Annotated in this window: 20 protein-coding genes; 16 read left to right on the forward strand and 4 right to left on the reverse strand. The window is 52.4% G+C overall.

All coding sequences use genetic code 11. The annotated features are described in order from the left end of the window. Window positions 1–105: 105 nt before the first annotated feature. From mlaF to murA, 7 genes are all read left to right on the forward strand, one after another. Window positions 106–906 (forward strand): phospholipid ABC transporter ATP-binding protein MlaF, encoded by an 801-nt coding sequence (gene mlaF, locus IB196_RS02540; protein ID WP_003025057.1) that lies wholly within the window; start codon window positions 106–108, stop codon window positions 904–906. Between the two features lie 19 nt (window positions 907–925). After that, window positions 926–1,708, forward strand: a complete 783-nt coding sequence (gene mlaE / locus IB196_RS02545; RefSeq protein WP_003025053.1) for a lipid asymmetry maintenance ABC transporter permease subunit MlaE — start codon at window positions 926–928, stop codon at window positions 1,706–1,708. A 4-nt stretch (window positions 1,709–1,712) separates the two neighbouring features. Beyond that, on the forward strand, window positions 1,713–2,270 hold the full coding sequence (gene mlaD / locus IB196_RS02550) for an outer membrane lipid asymmetry maintenance protein MlaD (RefSeq protein WP_040234180.1): 558 nt from the start codon (window positions 1,713–1,715) through the stop codon (window positions 2,268–2,270). Between the two features lie 18 nt (window positions 2,271–2,288). Next, window positions 2,289–2,924: a phospholipid-binding protein MlaC gene (gene mlaC, locus IB196_RS02555; protein ID WP_040234134.1), complete on the forward strand. Its 636-nt coding sequence runs from the start codon at window positions 2,289–2,291 to the stop codon at window positions 2,922–2,924. Then, window positions 2,924–3,217: a lipid asymmetry maintenance protein MlaB gene (mlaB, locus tag IB196_RS02560; protein WP_005121315.1), complete on the forward strand. Its 294-nt coding sequence runs from the start codon at window positions 2,924–2,926 to the stop codon at window positions 3,215–3,217. The genes mlaC and mlaB overlap by 1 nt, the downstream gene beginning before the upstream one ends. Window positions 3,218–3,386: 169 nt before the next feature. After that, window positions 3,387–3,641, forward strand: a complete 255-nt coding sequence (gene ibaG, locus IB196_RS02565) for a BolA family iron metabolism protein IbaG (RefSeq protein WP_005121314.1) — start codon at window positions 3,387–3,389, stop codon at window positions 3,639–3,641. A gap of 53 nt (window positions 3,642–3,694) precedes the next feature. Continuing rightward, entirely contained in the window at window positions 3,695–4,954 is a 1,260-nt protein-coding gene (gene murA, locus IB196_RS02570; protein ID WP_005121313.1) for a UDP-N-acetylglucosamine 1-carboxyvinyltransferase, read from the forward strand. A 51-nt stretch (window positions 4,955–5,005) separates the two neighbouring features. Here murA and sfsB read toward each other — a convergent pair whose 3' ends face one another. Beyond that, complete coding sequence (sfsB, locus tag IB196_RS02575) at window positions 5,006–5,296, reverse strand: DNA-binding transcriptional regulator SfsB (protein ID WP_040234130.1); 291 nt, start codon at window positions 5,294–5,296, stop codon at window positions 5,006–5,008. Window positions 5,297–5,517: 221 nt separating this feature from the next. Next, window positions 5,518–6,489, reverse strand: a complete 972-nt coding sequence (ispB, locus tag IB196_RS02580) for an octaprenyl diphosphate synthase (protein WP_005121312.1) — start codon at window positions 6,487–6,489, stop codon at window positions 5,518–5,520. A gap of 258 nt (window positions 6,490–6,747) precedes the next feature. Here ispB and rplU point away from each other — a divergent pair, with 258 nt between their 5' ends. From rplU to cgtA, 4 genes are all read left to right on the forward strand, one after another. Beyond that, window positions 6,748–7,059, forward strand: coding sequence for a 50S ribosomal protein L21 (rplU, locus tag IB196_RS02585; protein ID WP_003025032.1), 312 nt, complete (start codon window positions 6,748–6,750; stop codon window positions 7,057–7,059). 19 nt (window positions 7,060–7,078) lie between these two features. Continuing rightward, window positions 7,079–7,336, forward strand: coding sequence for a 50S ribosomal protein L27 (gene rpmA, locus IB196_RS02590; protein ID WP_003025030.1), 258 nt, complete (start codon window positions 7,079–7,081; stop codon window positions 7,334–7,336). 127 nt (window positions 7,337–7,463) lie between these two features. Then, on the forward strand, window positions 7,464–8,429 hold the full coding sequence (locus IB196_RS02595; protein WP_040234128.1) for a DMT family transporter: 966 nt from the start codon (window positions 7,464–7,466) through the stop codon (window positions 8,427–8,429). A gap of 15 nt (window positions 8,430–8,444) precedes the next feature. Then, on the forward strand, window positions 8,445–9,617 hold the full coding sequence (cgtA, locus tag IB196_RS02600; RefSeq protein WP_003828732.1) for an Obg family GTPase CgtA: 1,173 nt from the start codon (window positions 8,445–8,447) through the stop codon (window positions 9,615–9,617). A 92-nt stretch (window positions 9,618–9,709) separates the two neighbouring features. On the opposite strand, the gene dacB is transcribed toward cgtA, so the two are convergent. Continuing rightward, window positions 9,710–11,143: a serine-type D-Ala-D-Ala carboxypeptidase gene (dacB, locus tag IB196_RS02605; protein ID WP_188231860.1), complete on the reverse strand. Its 1,434-nt coding sequence runs from the start codon at window positions 11,141–11,143 to the stop codon at window positions 9,710–9,712. A 248-nt stretch (window positions 11,144–11,391) separates the two neighbouring features. Here dacB and greA point away from each other — a divergent pair, with 248 nt between their 5' ends. Beyond that, window positions 11,392–11,868, forward strand: coding sequence for a transcription elongation factor GreA (gene greA, locus IB196_RS02610; protein ID WP_003025019.1), 477 nt, complete (start codon window positions 11,392–11,394; stop codon window positions 11,866–11,868). 153 nt (window positions 11,869–12,021) lie between these two features. Here the strand turns inward: greA and yhbY are convergent, their stop codons facing one another. Further along, on the reverse strand, window positions 12,022–12,315 hold the full coding sequence (gene yhbY, locus IB196_RS02615) for a ribosome assembly RNA-binding protein YhbY (protein ID WP_003025016.1): 294 nt from the start codon (window positions 12,313–12,315) through the stop codon (window positions 12,022–12,024). A 125-nt stretch (window positions 12,316–12,440) separates the two neighbouring features. Here yhbY and rlmE point away from each other — a divergent pair, with 125 nt between their 5' ends. The 4 genes from rlmE (at window position 12,441) to glmM (ending at window position 17,382) form a co-directional block, all read left to right on the forward strand. Further along, window positions 12,441–13,070 carry a 23S rRNA (uridine(2552)-2'-O)-methyltransferase RlmE gene (rlmE, locus tag IB196_RS02620; RefSeq protein ID WP_004106110.1) on the forward strand — a complete coding sequence of 210 codons (630 nt, stop codon included), beginning with the start codon at window positions 12,441–12,443 and terminating at the stop codon, window positions 13,068–13,070. A gap of 99 nt (window positions 13,071–13,169) precedes the next feature. Continuing rightward, window positions 13,170–15,104, forward strand: a complete 1,935-nt coding sequence (ftsH, locus tag IB196_RS02625; RefSeq protein ID WP_005121306.1) for an ATP-dependent zinc metalloprotease FtsH — start codon at window positions 13,170–13,172, stop codon at window positions 15,102–15,104. A 99-nt stretch (window positions 15,105–15,203) separates the two neighbouring features. Further along, a complete protein-coding gene (gene folP / locus IB196_RS02630) occupies window positions 15,204–16,052 on the forward strand; it encodes a dihydropteroate synthase (protein WP_188231861.1) in 849 nt (282 codons plus the stop codon). Further along, window positions 16,045–17,382 (forward strand): phosphoglucosamine mutase, encoded by a 1,338-nt coding sequence (glmM, locus tag IB196_RS02635; protein ID WP_005121304.1) that lies wholly within the window; start codon window positions 16,045–16,047, stop codon window positions 17,380–17,382. Before folP ends, glmM begins: the two co-directional genes overlap by 8 nt. The last annotated feature ends 1 nt before the right edge of the window (window position 17,383 follow it).

Genomic DNA, 17,383 nt, shown 5'->3' on the forward strand with positions numbered 1-17,383 from the left:
AGCTTTCGCTAACCAGGACAGGCAATAATCTGTAAATATGTCGAGTTCAGGGCTAAATTGAGCGCCAACTCTTCGATCAACGAGGCAACAGTAAAGGATGAATCAATGGGTCAGTCTGTGGCGAATCTAGTCGATATGCGCGATGTCAGCTTTTCCCGAGGTGACCGCTGCATCTTTGATAATATTTCCCTGACGGTGCCGCGCGGTAAGGTGACGGCGATCATGGGGCCATCAGGCATCGGCAAAACGACGCTGCTGCGTCTGATTGGCGGACAAATCTCCCCGGATAAGGGCGAGATCCTGTTTGACGGCGAAAACGTCCCAGCCATGTCCCGTTCGCGTTTATTTACCGTGCGTAAGCGTATGAGCATGCTGTTTCAGTCTGGTGCGCTGTTTACCGACATGAACGTGTTTGACAACGTCGCATACCCGTTGCGCGAGCATACGACGTTGCCAGCGCCGTTGCTGAAGAGCACGGTGATGATGAAGCTCGAGGCCGTCGGCCTACGGGGTGCGGCCAAATTAATGCCTTCTGAATTATCCGGCGGGATGGCGCGCCGCGCTGCGTTAGCGCGTGCTATCGCGCTGGAGCCTGACCTCATTATGTTTGATGAGCCGTTCGTCGGTCAGGATCCCATCACCATGGGCGTGCTGGTGAAGCTGATTTCAGAACTGAACAGCGCGCTGGGTGTCACCTGTGTGGTGGTATCCCATGATGTGCCTGAAGTACTGAGTATTGCGGATTACGCCTATATAATGGCGGACAAAAAAATAGTGGCCTACGGTAGTGCTCAGGCGCTGCAAGAAAATGCCGATCCGCGAGTGCGTCAGTTCCTCGACGGCATTGCCGATGGACCGGTTCCGTTCCGTTACCCGGCGGGTGACTACCATATCGATTTACTCTAAACAGGGAGTTAAGCCACCCATGTTGTTAAATGCGCTGGCATCACTCGGACATCGGGGAATAAAAACCCTCAGGACGTTCGGGCGAGCTGGATTAATGTTGTTCAATGCGGTTGTCGGCAAACCGGAGTTTCGCAAACATGCGCCGCTGCTGATACGCCAGCTCTATAATGTCGGTGTCTTATCGATGCTGATCATTATTGTGTCAGGCGTGTTCATCGGTATGGTGTTGGGGTTGCAGGGATACCTGGTGCTGACGACCTACAGCGCGGAAACCAGCCTCGGTATGCTGGTGGCGCTGTCATTGTTACGTGAGCTGGGGCCGGTTGTAGCGGCGCTGTTGTTTGCCGGGCGGGCCGGTTCGGCCTTAACCGCAGAGATTGGTCTGATGAGAGCGACCGAGCAGCTTTCCAGCCTGGAAATGATGGCCGTCGATCCACTGCGCCGGGTGATCTCTCCGCGTTTTTGGGCCGGTGTCATTTCATTGCCGCTGCTGACGATTATATTTGTCGCGGTTGGGATCTGGGGTGGCTCGCTGGTCGGCGTTAGCTGGAAGGGGATTGATGCAGGCTTTTTCTGGTCGGCTATGCAAAATGCCGTCGACTGGCGTCTGGATCTGGTCAACTGTTTGATTAAGAGCGTGGTGTTCGCCATTACGGTCACATGGATTGCATTGTTCAATGGTTATGATGCGATTCCGACCTCTGCCGGGATTAGCCGGGCAACGACACGCACCGTTGTGCACGCCTCTCTTGCCGTTCTGGGGCTGGATTTTGTGCTGACCGCACTGATGTTTGGGAATTGAGTTCATGCAAACGAAAAAAAATGAAATTTGGGTCGGGTTATTCCTGCTGGTTGCGCTGTTGGCTGCGCTGTTTGTCTGCCTGAAGGCGGCGAACGTTACCTCAATGCGTACTGAACCGACTTATACGATTTATGCGACTTTTGATAACATCGGCGGCCTGAGAGAGCGCTCCCCGGTGCGGATTGGCGGGGTCGTGGTTGGACGCGTAGCGGACATCTCGTTAGATCCGAAAACGTACCTGCCGCGCGTGACGCTGGAAATCGAATCACGTTTTAACCATATTCCTGACACCAGTTCTCTAAGCATCCGTACTTCCGGTCTGCTGGGCGAGCAATATCTGGCACTGAACGTGGGCTTTGAAGATCCTGAGCTGGGAACGTCTATCCTCAAAGATGGCGGTACGATTCAGGACACGAAATCCGCGATGGTTCTGGAGGATATGATTGGTCAGTTCCTTTACAACAGCAACAGTAAAGGTGATGACAATAAGAATTCTGGCGATGCGCCAGCCGCAACTGAAGGCAATAATGAAGCCACTACGCCTGCGGGCGCAACGAAATAATCTCAGGAGAATCGACGTATGTTTAAACGATTGATGATGGTGGCTATGCTGGTCATTGCCCCACTTAGCGTGGCAACCGCAGCGGATCAGACGAATCCGTACAAACTGATGAATGAGGCCGCGCAGAAGACGTTTGACCGTCTGAAGAACGAGCAACCTAAAATTCGTTCCAACCCGGATTATCTGCGTCAGGTTGTCGATCAGGAACTGCTGCCGTATGTGCAGGTTAAATATGCGGGCGCGCTGGTACTGGGCCGTTACTACAAAGATGCCACTCCCGCTCAGCGTGACGCCTATTTCGCCGCATTCCGTGAATACCTGAAGCAGGCTTACGGTCAGGCGCTGGCGATGTACCACGGCCAGACTTATCAGATTGCCCCAGAGCAGCCGCTGGGTGATGCGACCATCGTGCCTATTCGCGTGACGATTATCGATCCAAACGGTCGTCCGCCGGTGCGTCTGGATTTCCAGTGGCGTAAAAATTCTCAGACCGGTAACTGGCAGGCGTATGACATGATTGCCGAAGGCGTAAGTATGATCACCACCAAACAAAATGAGTGGAGCGACCTGCTGCGTACGAAAGGTATTGATGGCCTCACGGCTCAGCTGAAATCAATTTCTCAGCAGAAAATTACTCTGGAAGAGAAAAAATAATGACGCAGTCACTCACCTGGACGCGTGAAGGCGACAAGCTGGTGCTGGTGGGCGAGCTGGATCAGGACGTGTTAAACCCATTATGGGATGCACGCGTTGAGGCGATGAAGGGCGTATCCTGCATCGACCTGAACCAGGTTTCCCGGGTCGATACTGGTGGCCTGGCATTACTACTGCACCTGATTAATCAGGGCAAGCAGCAGGGGAACAGCGTTTCGCTTGCTGGCGTTAACGATAAAGTATACACGCTGGCGCAGCTTTACAATTTACCTGACGACGTCCTTCCGCGTTAATTTTTTCAGGCCGGATAAGGCCTTGTGCCGCCATCCGGCAAAACCCCTGAAGGGGATCTGCCGCCAAAGCCTTGTCTGATTTATCAGCGAGGCTTTTTGCTTATTTATGACAGCGCCACTTTGCTCTAAGATGTTGGGCTGTTTTTACTATCTGACGAATGAAGAGCCCATGGAAAATAATGAAATTCAGAGCGTGCTGATGAACGCACTCTCCCTCCAGGAAGTCCACGTTTCTGGTGACGGCAGTCACTTTCAGGTTATTGCCGTGGGTGAGATGTTTGACGGCATGAGCCGGGTCAAGAAGCAGCAATCGGTCTATGGCCCGTTGATGGAGTACATTGCGGACAACCGCATTCATGCTGTGTCGATTAAAGCGTTTACCCCAGCGGAATGGGCGCGCGATCGCAAACTTAACGGTTTTTGAGCTACGGGTGATGTACCGGTAGCGAAGATGAATTCTTAACAGAGAACAGAATAATGGATAAATTTCGTGTTCAGGGGCCAACCAAGCTCCAGGGCGAAGTCACAATTTCAGGCGCTAAAAATGCCGCACTGCCGATCCTGTTTGCGGCGCTGCTGGCTGAAGAACCTGTAGAGATCCAAAACGTCCCGAAACTTAAGGACGTAGATACCTCCATGAAGCTGTTGAGCCAGCTGGGGGCGAAAGTAGAGCGTAATGGTTCCGTGCACATCGATGCGCGTAACGTTAACGTCTTCTGCGCACCGTACGATCTGGTGAAAACCATGCGTGCGTCTATCTGGGCATTGGGGCCACTGGTCGCTCGTTTTGGTCAGGGTCAGGTTTCTCTGCCGGGCGGCTGCACCATCGGCGCGCGTCCGGTTGACCTGCATATTACTGGTCTGGAGCAGTTAGGTGCCACCATCAAGCTGGAAGAAGGCTATGTGAAGGCGTCCGTTGAGGGGCGTCTGAAAGGCGCACACATTGTGATGGACAAAGTGAGTGTCGGTGCGACGGTTACTATCATGTGTGCGGCAACGCTTGCCGAAGGCACGACCATCATCGAAAACGCCGCCCGTGAACCGGAAATTGTGGATACCGCGAATTTCCTGATTGCGCTGGGCGCGAAAATCACAGGGCAGGGTACCGATCGTATCACCATTGAAGGCGTTGAACGTCTCGGCGGTGGTGTCTACCGCGTTCTGCCAGACCGTATTGAAACTGGGACGTTCCTGGTGGCGGCGGCGATTTCTCGCGGCAAAATTATCTGCCGTAATGCACAACCAGATACACTGGATGCTGTTCTGGCGAAGCTGCGTGATGCGGGGGCGGATATCGAAGTCGGTGAAGACTGGATTAGCCTCGACATGCACGGCAAACGTCCGAAAGCGGTTAATGTGCGCACTGCGCCACATCCGGCGTTCCCAACCGATATGCAGGCCCAGTTCACGCTGCTGAACCTGGTGGCAGAAGGGACGGGCTTTATCACGGAAACCGTGTTTGAGAACCGCTTTATGCACGTGCCTGAGCTGAGCCGTATGGGCGCTCATGCGGAAATCGAAAGCAATACCGTGATTTGCCACGGCGTGGAGACGCTCTCCGGTGCACAGGTAATGGCGACCGATCTGCGCGCGTCAGCAAGTTTGGTGTTAGCGGGATGTATCGCTGAAGGCACAACGGTTGTTGACCGTATTTATCACATCGATCGCGGCTATGAGCGCATCGAGGATAAATTGCGTGCGCTGGGCGCAAACATTGAGCGCATTAAAGGCGAGTAATCGCCAACGCGTGTTGTAACCCCCAGGATCGTTGATCCGGGGGTTGCTGTTTTACCGCGACTCAGGACTCTTTTTTTCTTTCCGTACTCTCATCATCCGCGTTCTGTCGATGAATTCATGTGTCCTGGCGTCATGGTAGCGTGACGGCCAAATTACCCACGGGTCTGTGCCCAGCGCTCTCGCGATGATCAATTCACCTTTCGGCCATGGTCGGGTTAACGTATTTGCCAGCGTTGATGAACTCAAGCCATTCTTACGTGACTCAGCGGCCATTGACGTGCCTTTCTTACGTAGCCCCGCGATGATGTCAGCCGGATGCCAGTCAATGAATTTGCTTTCCATAGTTCCACATCTCCTTTGGTTAACCAGTTACGGTTTCACAATCAGCCTGTGGAGTTACTATACGCCTCGAGAACGAATGTTCTAAAATGTTCTCGTAAAGTGCTTATATATTCAGAATATGCCAAGGTTATACAAGTGATTTGATTATTTTTATGACTTTTTGGATCTTATAAGAACATCCCGTGTGCTGCACGGGATGCTGGGAAGCGAGACGAGGGAAATTAACGATCGCGCTGTACGGCGATATGCGCCAGGCCAATCAGGGCTTCTTTCCACGGAGTATCTGGAAGTACCTGAAGCGCCGCGATGGCTTTATCGGCTTCTTCTTCTGCACGTTGACGGGTCCATTCCAGTGACCCGCAAGCGTTCATCGCTTCCAGAACCGGCTCCAGAAGGTGGCGACCATTACCTTGCTCAATCGCCTGGCGAATCATTTGCGCCTGCTCAGGAGTGCCGTGGCGCATCGCGTGCAGCAGCGGTAGCGTAGGTTTACCTTCGTTGAGGTCATCACCCACGTTTTTACCCAACTGCTGGCCATCTGCGCTGTAATCCAGTAAATCGTCGATAAGCTGGAAAGCGGTACCGAGGTAACGGCCATAATCCTGCAGGCCTTTCTCTTGCTCATCGCTACAACCTGCGAGGATACCTGAACATTGGGCCGCGGCTTCAAACAGACGAGCCGTCTTGCTGTAGATAACACGCATATAGTTTTCTTCGGTGATATCCGGGTCGTTGACGTTCATTAACTGCAGGACTTCGCCTTCAGCAATAACGTTGACCGCTTTAGACATCACTTCCAGCACTTTCAGGGAGCCGAGGCTGGTCATCATCTGAAAGGCGCGGGTATAGATAAAATCGCCGACCAGAACGCTGGCAGCATTGCCAAACGCTGCGTTTGCCGTGGCTTTCCCACGGCGCATATCGGATTCATCCACTACATCGTCATGAAGCAGGGTCGCGGTGTGGATAAACTCGATTAAGGCCGCGATCGTGACGTGGGCATTTTCCTGATAACCAACAGCGCGCGCCGCGAGTACAGCGATCATTGGGCGAATGCGTTTTCCGCCTCCGCTCACGATGTAGTACCCCAATTGATTGATCAACTGGACGTCGGAATTGAGCTGTTCAAGGATTGTCGCATTGACCCCCGCCATATCTTGCGCGGTTAACTCATTGATTTTTTCTAAATTCATCGCAAAAGCCGGGCTTCTCGCCCCGATTACCTCACTATTTAAGAAGGTAACGTCGGGTTTAGGGTTAGAAATATATGCTGATTGTACTGAAAAAACGCCGCAGATAAACGTTACGGTACACGTTGTGTTTTTTTTCTTCATGTATTGACGGTAGCACTTGTCAAAGGCTCGCGTTTTGCGTAATATTCGCGCCCTATTGTGAATATTTATAGCGCACTCTGAATCATCAAAAAGGTGTGCGCGGAAGCGGAGTTTTTTATGTACGCGGTTTTCCAAAGTGGTGGTAAACAACACCGAGTAAGCGAAGGTCAGACCGTTCGCCTGGAAAAGCTGGACATCGCAACTGGCGAATCTGTTGAGTTCGCAGAAGTTCTGATGATCGCAAACGGTGAAGAAGTCAAAATCGGCGTTCCTTTCGTTGATGGCGGCGTTATCAAAGCTGAAGTCGTTGCTCACGGTCGTGGCGAGAAAGTTAAAATTGTTAAGTTTCGTCGTCGTAAACACTACCGTAAGCAGCAGGGCCATCGTCAGTGGTTCACTGATGTGAAAATCACTGGCATCAGCGCTTAAGTTAAGGGGAGCAGATTAAATGGCACATAAAAAGGCTGGCGGCTCGACTCGTAACGGTCGCGATTCAGAAGCTAAACGTCTGGGCGTAAAACGTTTCGGCGGTGAAACAGTTCTGGCTGGTAGCATCATCGTTCGTCAACGTGGTACTAAATTCCACGCTGGCTCCAACGTTGGTTGCGGCAAAGACCACACTCTGTTTGCTAAAGCAGACGGTAAAGTGAAATTTGAAGTGAAAGGCCCGAAAAACCGTAAATTCATCAGCATTGTTGCTGAATAAGTTTTTCGCGTCCCGGTAACGGATAAAAGCCCCGCAACACGTTGCGGGGCTTTTTACATTCGACGACCGGTAAATACGCTCGTCGCGCCGTGATAACCCGGAAACGAGCCCTTGCAGGAAATACGGCATGAAGCAGCAGGCAGGTATTGGTATTCTTTTAGCGCTCACGACAGCTGTCTGTTGGGGGGCTTTACCAATAGCGATGAAGCAAGTGCTGGAGGTGATGGAACCTCCTACCGTCGTGTTCTACCGTTTTTTAATGGCAAGCATTGGCCTTGGCGCTATTCTTGCGGTTAAAAAAAAGCTCCCTCCATTGCGTATTTTTCGCAAAGCGCGTTGGCTGGTGCTGTTGGCTATTGCCACTGGTGGACTGTTCGGTAACTTCATTCTGTTTAGTTCGTCTTTACAATATTTGAGCCCAACGGCTTCGCAGGTTATCGGTCAACTGTCACCTGTTGGCATGATGATCGCCAGCGTCTTTATCCTGAAGGAGAAGATGCGCGGCACGCAGATTATTGGCGCTATTATGCTTCTGAGCGGGCTGGTGTTGTTTTTTAATACCAGTCTGATCGAAATTTTTACCCGGCTCACCGATTACACCTGGGGCGTTATCTTTGGTGTCGGTGCCGCGACGGTTTGGGTGAGCTATGGGGTCGCGCAAAAGGTGTTATTGCGTCGGCTGGCATCACCGCAGATCCTGTTTTTACTGTACACTTTGTGTACGATTGCGTTATTGCCGCTGGCTAAACCCGGTGTCATCACGCAGCTCAGCGACTGGCAGCTGGCATGCCTGGTATTCTGCGGCCTGAATACGCTGGTAGGATACGGCGCTCTCGCGGAAGCGATGGCGCGTTGGCAGGCGGCGCAGGTGAGCGCCATTATCACGCTCACGCCGCTGTTTACGTTGTTATTTTCAGATTTATTATCACTGGCCTGGCCCGATTTCTTCGCCAGACCGATGCTAAACCTATTAGGTTATCTCGGTGCGTTTATCGTGGTTGCGGGCGCGATGTATTCCGCCATTGGTCATCGAATTTGGGGCGGTTTACGTAAGCATGAAACGGTGGTTTCGCAACCCCGCTCAGGCGAATGATTTACGGAGAGTAAAATGAAGTTTGTTGATGAAGCATCGATTCTGGTCGTTGCAGGTGATGGCGGTAATGGTTGCGTCAGCTTCCGCCGCGAAAAATACATCCCAAAAGGCGGTCCGGACGGTGGTGACGGTGGTGATGGCGGTGACGTCTGGCTGGAAGCCGACGAAAACCTGAACACGCTGATCGATTACCGTTTTGAAAAATCATTCCGTGCGGAACGTGGTCAGAATGGCGCGAGCCGTGATTGCACCGGCAAGCGTGGTAAAGATGTCACGATTAAAGTGCCTGTCGGTACGCGTGTTATCGATCAGGGCACGGGCGAAACCATGGGCGACATGACTAAACATGGTCAGCGTCTGATGGTCGCTAAAGGCGGCTGGCACGGTCTGGGTAACACCCGTTTTAAATCGTCGGTCAACCGTACCCCGCGTCAGAAAACGATGGGTACACCTGGCGATAAGCGCGATCTGATGCTGGAGCTAATGCTGCTGGCAGACGTGGGTATGCTGGGTATGCCAAACGCCGGTAAATCGACGTTTATCCGTGCAGTATCTGCGGCGAAGCCGAAAGTCGCTGATTATCCGTTCACCACCCTGGTACCGAGCCTGGGCGTGGTGCGTATGGACAACGAGAAGAGCTTCGTGGTTGCCGATATCCCGGGTCTGATTGAAGGCGCGGCTGAAGGCGCTGGTCTGGGTATTCGTTTCCTGAAACATCTGGAACGTTGCCGCGTGTTGCTGCACCTCATTGATATCGATCCGATTGACGGTTCCGATCCGGTAGAAAACGCCCGTATCATTATTGGCGAACTGGAAAAATACAGTCAGGATCTGGCGTCTAAACCGCGTTGGTTAGTGTTCAACAAAATTGATTTGATGGACAAAGCTGAAGCGGAAGAAAAAGCGAAAGCCATCGCCGAAGCGCTGGGCTGGGAAGGTAAATATTACCTGATCTCTGCCGCCAGTCAGCTGGGTGTGAAGGATCTTTGCTGGGATGTGATGACCTTTATCATTGAGAACCCAATCGTTCAGGCTGAAGAAGCGAAACAGCCGGAGAAAGTTGAGTTCATGTGGGATGATTATCACCGTCAGCAGCTCGCTGAAGTCGAAGACGAAGCGGAAGATGACTGGGATGACGATTGGGACGAAGACGACGAAGAAGGCGTTGAGTTCATCTACAAGCGTTAATCGCATTAAAAACCCCGGCCATGCTGCCGGGGTTTTTGTTTCCAGTTGGTGTAGGCCGGATAAGCGTAAGCGTCATCCGGCATCTTCAACATCTAGTTATTCTGATAAATATCCTTGTACAACCGGCTTTCGAAGCGCACCAGCGGAATACGGCGATTACGCTGATCAGCCGGCTCTACCGCATAGCCAGACAGATACTGCACAAATGCCATACGCTGACCGCTTGCCGTGGTGATGAATCCCGCGAGGTTGTACACCCCTTGCAGTGAGCCTGTTTTCGCTGAAACCTTGCCATCAACACCAGCCTGATGCAGGCCTGCACGGTATTGCAGGGAGCCATCGTGGCCCGCCAGCGGCAGCATGGTGATAAAGTTCAGCTCATTGTCATGCTGCGCGATGTATTGCAGCACCTGCATCATGGTGGCGGGGGCAATCAGGTTATGGCGAGAGAGGCCAGAGCCATCGGCAATGATCGTGTTGCCGATATCGACGCCCGCCTGCTGACGCAGGATCTGACGTACGGCATCTGAACCTGCCCGCCAGGTGCCCGGTACGTTAAATCGCGCATGGCCAATCATGCGAAAAACGGTGTCGGCAATCATGTTGTCCGATTTTTTCAGCATAATCTTAAGCAGGTCATGCAGCGGCGCTGACTGCTTACTGGCGACCACGGTTCCCGGAGTGTTGACCTGCGTCTGACGCAGCAGCGTGCCACTGTAAGTGATCCCCGCTTGTTTTAGCTCATCTTTAAGAATGGCTCCGGCATAGCTGGCGCCGTCCTGAATAGCAAACGCCAGTGGCAGAGGTTCGGCGCGCTGCGGCAGGCATCCGGTCAGCGTATAGCGGTTCAAATCGCCGGGCACCACGTCCAGTTCACAATATTGCGCTTCGGCAGAACCACGTGCGAGGGTGCGAACCTGGCTGAACATGGTCACCGGGTAGTAAGACGCCACGCGAATATACGCCAAATCGTTGGCTTTTTGTGCGCTGTAGAGCGATACAGAGAAGCAATTTCGGTCGACAATCGCCGCTGCTGGCGGAGCGCTAAAACATTGCGTCATGTCGTTCCAGGGCCAGCCGGGCGCTTTATCATGACTGGCAAAAATGGAGGTGTCGATCAGGACATTTCCGGCAATTTGCGTCACCCCTGATTTTTTCAGAGTTGCTACCATATTGCGAATATCCTGACGTTTTAACGTCGGATCGGCACCAAATCTCGCAACTAAGTCACCTTTCAATATCCCATTTTCTACGTTGCCTTTTGTCTCAAGCGTCGTGGTAAAACGGAAATCAGGTCCGAGTTGAATCAATGCCGCCAGCGCGGTGATCACTTTCTGGGTACTGGCCGGCAGCGCCATCTGCTGGCTATGGTAATCAATCGCGGGCGCAGGCGCGCCAACCTTCTGTACCATAAGGGCTAGGTTGGCCCCGGCAGGAAGCTGGCTGATGTACTCGTCGACATTCGCCGACTGAACGCTGAACGCTATACTGGCAGTTAATCCAATGGCAAATCTGGGAAATCGCATAATCTCGCGCTAACAACCTGGAAACAGGCCGTCATACTACGGCGCAACGCCCTAAAAAGTAAACGATGACCCATAGGGAACTCCAGGGTAAAATGAACATCAAATAGAGAATTGTAGCTGACCTGGGACCTCGTGCCCCGGGTCGGTATTTTTTTGCTTCTGACTCTGGCATGGCGTATGCCAGGGTGGGCTTAGCAGCCGGGGTGAGGACAACCGCCCCCTACAGGAATGTTCAAGAGGTATAACAAATGCAAGCTATCCCGATGACCTTACGTGGTGCTGAAAAACTGCGCGAAGAACTGGATTTTCTCAAATCTGTACGTCGCCCTGAAATTATTGCCGCGATCGCGGAAGCGCGTGAACACGGTGACCTGAAAGAGAACGCGGAGTATCACGCGGCGCGTGAACAGCAGGGTTTCTGCGAAGGGCGCATTAAAGATATCGAAGCCAAACTGTCCAACGCGCAGGTTATCGACGTCACTAAAATGCCGAACAATGGCCGCGTCGTTTTCGGCGCGACGGTTACCGTGCTGAATCTCGATAACGACGAAGAGCAGACCTGGCGTATTGTCGGCGATGATGAAGCCGATTTTAAACAGAATTTGATTTCGGTGAACTCGCCTATCGCTCGTGGCCTGATTGGCAAAGAGCAGGATGATGTGGTGGTTATCAAAACGCCGGGCGGTGAAGTTGAATATGAAGTGACGAAGGTAGAATACCTGTAATTCGCATCTTGGTTAAGATGTTGATACATTGTAAAGAAAGGAAAAAGGCCGCATAGCGGCCTTTTATCAACGAAGAGAGCGTGGCATTTTGCTCTCCTGCTAGCGGAAATTCCCGCGTTTTACACAAACTTCGTGTGCAACTTTGGGATATTCTTAGCGTGGCAGCGAGATTTTACGTTCTTTAGTCGGGCGATACAGTACCAGCGTTTTGCCGATGACCTGTACATTGCAGGCGCCGGTTTCGCGTACGATAGCTTCCACGATCAAGGTTTTAGTATCGCGATCTTCCGAGGCGATTTTCACCTTGATAAGCTCATGGTGCTCTAACGCTTGTTCAATCTCGGCCAGTACCCCTTCGGTCAAACCATTATTGCCAAGCATAACTACAGGCTTGAGCGGATGTGCCAGACCTTTCAGGTGCTGTTTTTGTTTAGTACTCAGATTCATCGTATATTTTTGCTTACGTTGGGATTGAAAACGGGTCATTCTACCGCCATCTCCCATATATCGCCAAATAGCTGTGTAGATATTTACACCATTGGTTACGATGAACTGCCCGATGGGAAAGTGAAATGACAGGTAAAAAGCGTTCTGCCAGCTCGAGTCGCTGGCTTCAGGAACACTTTAGCGATAAATATGTTCAACAGGCACAGAAAAAGGGGTTACGTTCCCGTGCCTGGTTTAAACTTGATGAAATACAGCAAAGTGACAAAATTTTTAAACCGGGGATGACGATTGTTGACCTCGGCGCTGCACCCGGTGGCTGGTCGCAATATGCGGTTACGCAGATCGGAAACAGCGGCCGCATTATCGCTTGCGATCTTTTACCTATGGATCCAATCGTTGGTGTGGACTTCCTTCAGGGCGACTTTCGTGATGAATTAGTCCTGAAAGCGTTACTTGAGCGTGTAGGTGACAGTAAAGTACAAGTTGTCATGTCTGATATGGCGCCAAATATGTGTGGAACACCGGCGGTGGATATTCCCCGGGCCATGTATCTGGTTGAACTGGCACTTGGAATGGCTCGTGATGTATTAGCGCCAGGTGGTAGTTTTGTAGTGAAGGTGTTCCAGGGCGAAGGCTTCGATGAGTATCTAAGAGAGATTCGCTCCCTGTTTACGAAGGTCAAAGTTCGTAAGCCGGACTCTTCTCGCGCCCGTTCGCGTGAAGTGTACATTGTAGCGACCGGGCGTAAACCATAACCGGTAGATTTCAAACGAAAGTTTGAAAGAAACTGGATATAGAGTATCCTGACGCTGTTTTTAACACAGTTGTAATATGAGGTTAATCCCTTGAGTGACATGGCGAAAAACCTAATACTCTGGCTGGTCATTGCCGTTGTGCTGATGTCAGTATTCCAGAGCTTTGGGCCCAGCGAGTCTAATGGCCGTAAGGTTGATTACTCTACCTTCCTGCAAGAGGTCAATCAGGACCAGGTTCGTGAAGCGCGTATCAACGGACGTGAGATTAACGTTACCAAGAAAGATAGTAACCGTTACACGACCTACATTCCGGTTAACGATCCGAAGCTGCTTGATAACCTGCTGACCAAAAACGTCAAGGTTGTTGGCGAGCCGCCTGAAGAGCCGAGCCTGCTGGCTTCTATCTTCATTTCCTGGTTCCCAATGCTGCTGCTGATTGGTGTCTGGATCTTCTTTATGCGTCAAATGCAGGGCGGTGGTGGCAAAGGTGCCATGTCGTTCGGTAAGAGCAAAGCGCGCATGTTGACCGAAGATCAGATCAAAACCACTTTTGCTGACGTCGCTGGTTGTGACGAAGCAAAAGAAGAGGTCGCTGAACTGGTTGAATACCTGCGTGAACCGAGCCGTTTCCAGAAACTGGGCGGTAAGATCCCGAAAGGCGTCCTGATGGTTGGTCCTCCGGGTACAGGTAAAACCCTGCTGGCAAAAGCCATCGCGGGTGAAGCGAAGGTTCCATTCTTCACAATTTCCGGTTCTGATTTCGTGGAAATGTTCGTCGGTGTGGGTGCATCTCGTGTGCGTGACATGTTCGAACAAGCCAAGAAAGCGGCACCGTGCATCATTTTCATCGATGAAATCGACGCCGTAGGTCGCCAGCGTGGCGCGGGTCTGGGTGGCGGTCACGATGAACGTGAACAGACGCTGAACCAGATGCTGGTTGAGATGGACGGCTTCGAAGGTAACGAAGGTATTATCGTTATCGCGGCAACTAACCGTCCGGACGTTCTTGACCCTGCGCTGCTGCGCCCAGGCCGTTTTGACCGTCAGGTTGTGGTGGGGCTGCCAGACGTTCGCGGTCGTGAACAGATTCTGAAAGTGCATATGCGTCGCGTACCGCTGTCTCCGGATATCGATGCGGCAATCATTGCTCGTGGTACGCCTGGTTTCTCCGGTGCGGACCTGGCGAACCTGGTGAACGAAGCGGCACTGTTTGCAGCGCGTGGCAACAAGCGTGTTGTATCGATGGTTGAGTTCGAGAAAGCGAAAGACAAAATCATGATGGGTGCGGAACGTCGCTCCATGGTGATGACGGAAGCGCAGAAAGAATCTACCGCGTATCACGAAGCTGGCCACGCGATTATCGGTCGCCTGGTACCGGAGCACGATCCGGTGCACAAAGTGACGATTATTCCGCGCGGCCGTGCGCTGGGTGTCACCTTCTTCCTGCCTGAAGGCGACGCAATTAGCGCCAGCCGTCAGAAACTGGAAAGCCAGATCTCCACGCTGTACGGCGGTCGTCTGGCGGAAGAGATCATCTACGGTGCTGAACATGTTTCTACCGGTGCGTCCAACGACATTAAAGTCGCGACAAACCTGGCGCGTAACATGGTCACTCAGTGGGGCTTCTCTGACAAACTGGGGCCGTTGCTGTATGCGGAAGAAGAAGGCGAAGTGTTCCTGGGACGTTCTGTGGCGAAAGCTAAACATATGTCCGATGAAACCGCGCGCATTATCGATCAGGAAGTTAAACTGCTGATTGAACGTAACTATGACCGTGCGCGTCGTCTGTTGAATGAAAACATGGATATTCTGCACTCGATGAAAGATGCGCTCATGAAATATGAGACCATCGATGCACCGCAGATTGACGATTTAATGGCTCGTCGCGACGTGCGTCCGCCAGCGGGTTGGGAAGAACCGGGTTCTTCTAACAACAACTCTGGCAGCACCGGCAAGCCGAGCGCGCCGCGTCCGGTTGATGAACCGCGTGCGCCGGACTCTGGCACCATGTCAGAGCAACTGGGCGACAAATAAGTTATCGTTGATGATGACCGTGTTTTAATTGAAAACCCTGGGGCTTGCTCCGGGGTTTTTCTTATCTGCATATTCAAGATTTTTTTCAGGGATAAAGCTATGAAACTCTTTGCTCAGGGTTCTTCACTGGATCTCAGTCATCCGCACGTCATGGGGATTTTGAACGTCACGCCAGATTCTTTTTCCGATGGCGGGGCGCACAACTCTCTGGTTGAGGCGGTAAAACACGCAAACCTGATGATTAACGCCGGGGCGACTATCATTGATGTGGGTGGTGAATCCACGCGTCCCGGTGCTGCCGATGTGAGCGTGGAAGAAGAGTTGCAGCGAGTGATCCCGGTGGTGGAGGCAATTGCTCAACGTTTTGAAGTGTGGATTTCGGTAGATACCTCAAAACCGGAAGTGATTCGCGAATGCGCCAGAGTCGGCGCACATATCATTAATGACATTCGCTCACTCTCGGAGCCTGGGGCGCTGGAAGCCGCAGCGGAAACCGGATTGCCCGTTTGCCTGATGCATATGCAGGGGCAGCCGAAAAACATGCAGGAAGCGCCAAAATACGAGGATGTTTTTGCTGAGGTAAATCGTTACTTTGTTGAGCAAATAGCACGTTGTGAACGGGCCGGAATCACAAAAGATAAATTGCTACTCGACCCAGGATTCGGATTCGGTAAAAATCTTACCCACAACTACACATTGCTGGCACGTCTGGCGGAATTTCATCATTTTAATCTGCCGCTGCTGGTAGGGATGTCACGAAAATCAATGGTTGGCCAATTGCTCAATGTGGGGCCATCTGAGCGTTTGAGCGGCAGCCTTGCATGCGCGGTCATTGCCGCAATGCAGGGTGCGCAGATTGTTCGTGTCCATGACGTCAAAGAAACCGTAGAAGCGATGCGTGTGGTGGAAGCCACATTGTCTGCAAAGGAAAACAAACGCTATGAGTAATCGTAAATATTTTGGCACCGATGGGATTCGTGGTCGTGTAGGCGACGCTCCAATCACTCCTGACTTTGTCCTTAAGCTGGGCTGGGCGGCAGGAAAAGTGCTGGCACGTCATGGTTCACGCAAAATCATTATCGGTAAAGATACGCGTATTTCCGGTTATATGCTGGAGTCCGCGCTGGAAGCGGGTCTGGCTGCCGCCGGACTGTCAGCTTCTTTCACGGGCCCAATGCCAACCCCTGCTGTTGCTTATCTGACGCGTGCTTTCCGGGCTGAGGCCGGGATTGTTATCTCCGCTTCGCACAACCCATTTTATGACAACGGGATTAAATTCTTCTCCATCGACGGGACAAAACTGCCAGATGCGGTTGAAGAAGCTATCGAAGCTGAAATGGAAAAAACGCTCACCTGCGTGGACTCGGCTGAACTGGGTAAAGCTACCCGTATTGTTGATGCTGCCGGTCGCTATATCGAGTTTTGCAAAGGCACCTTCCCGAATGAGCTAAGCCTGAGTGAGCTGAAAATCGTGGTGGATTGTGCCAACGGCGCGACGTACCACATTGCGCCAAATGTACTGCGTGAGCTGGGTGCAAACGTGATTGCCATTGGTTGTGAGCCAAACGGCGTGAACATCAATGAAGAAGTCGGCGCCACCGACGTCCGTGCGCTGCAGGCGCGCGTAATCGCGGAAAAAGCCGATCTGGGGATTGCGCTGGACGGCGACGGCGACCGCGTCATTATGGTTGATCACGAAGGTAATAAAGTTGACGGCGACCAGATCATGTACATCATCGCTCGTGAAGCCCTGCGTCAGGGGCAGCTGCGCGGTGGCGCAGTCGGCACGCTGATGAGCAACATGGGCCTCGAGCTGGCGCTGAAACAGCTGGGTATTCCGTTTGCCCGCGCGAAAGTTGGCGACCGTTATGTGCTGGAAAAAATGCAGGAAAAAGGCTGGCGTATCGGTGCCGAAAACTCAGGCCATGTGATCCTGCTGGACAAAACCACCACCGGTGACGGCATCGTGGCGGGTCTGCAGGTACTGGCAGCGATGGTGCGCAACCATATGAGTTTGCACGACCTGTGCAGCGGCATGAAAATGTTCCCGCAACTGCTGGTTAACGTACGTTACACCGCGGGTAGCGGCGATCCGCTGGAACATGAAAGCGTGAAGGCGGTGATGGCAGAGGTTGAAGCGACACTGGGTAACCGTGGACGCGTACTGCTGCGTAAGTCGGGCACTGAGCCATTAATCCGTGTGATGGTTGAAGGTGAAGACGAAGCACAGGTTACGGAGTTTGCGCACCGCATTGCGGATGCAGTGAAAGCCGTTTAAC

The sequence above is a fragment of the Citrobacter sp. C6_1 genome, from assembly GCF_014596835.2.
Taxonomy (GTDB): Bacteria; Pseudomonadota; Gammaproteobacteria; order Enterobacterales; family Enterobacteriaceae; genus Citrobacter; species Citrobacter pasteurii.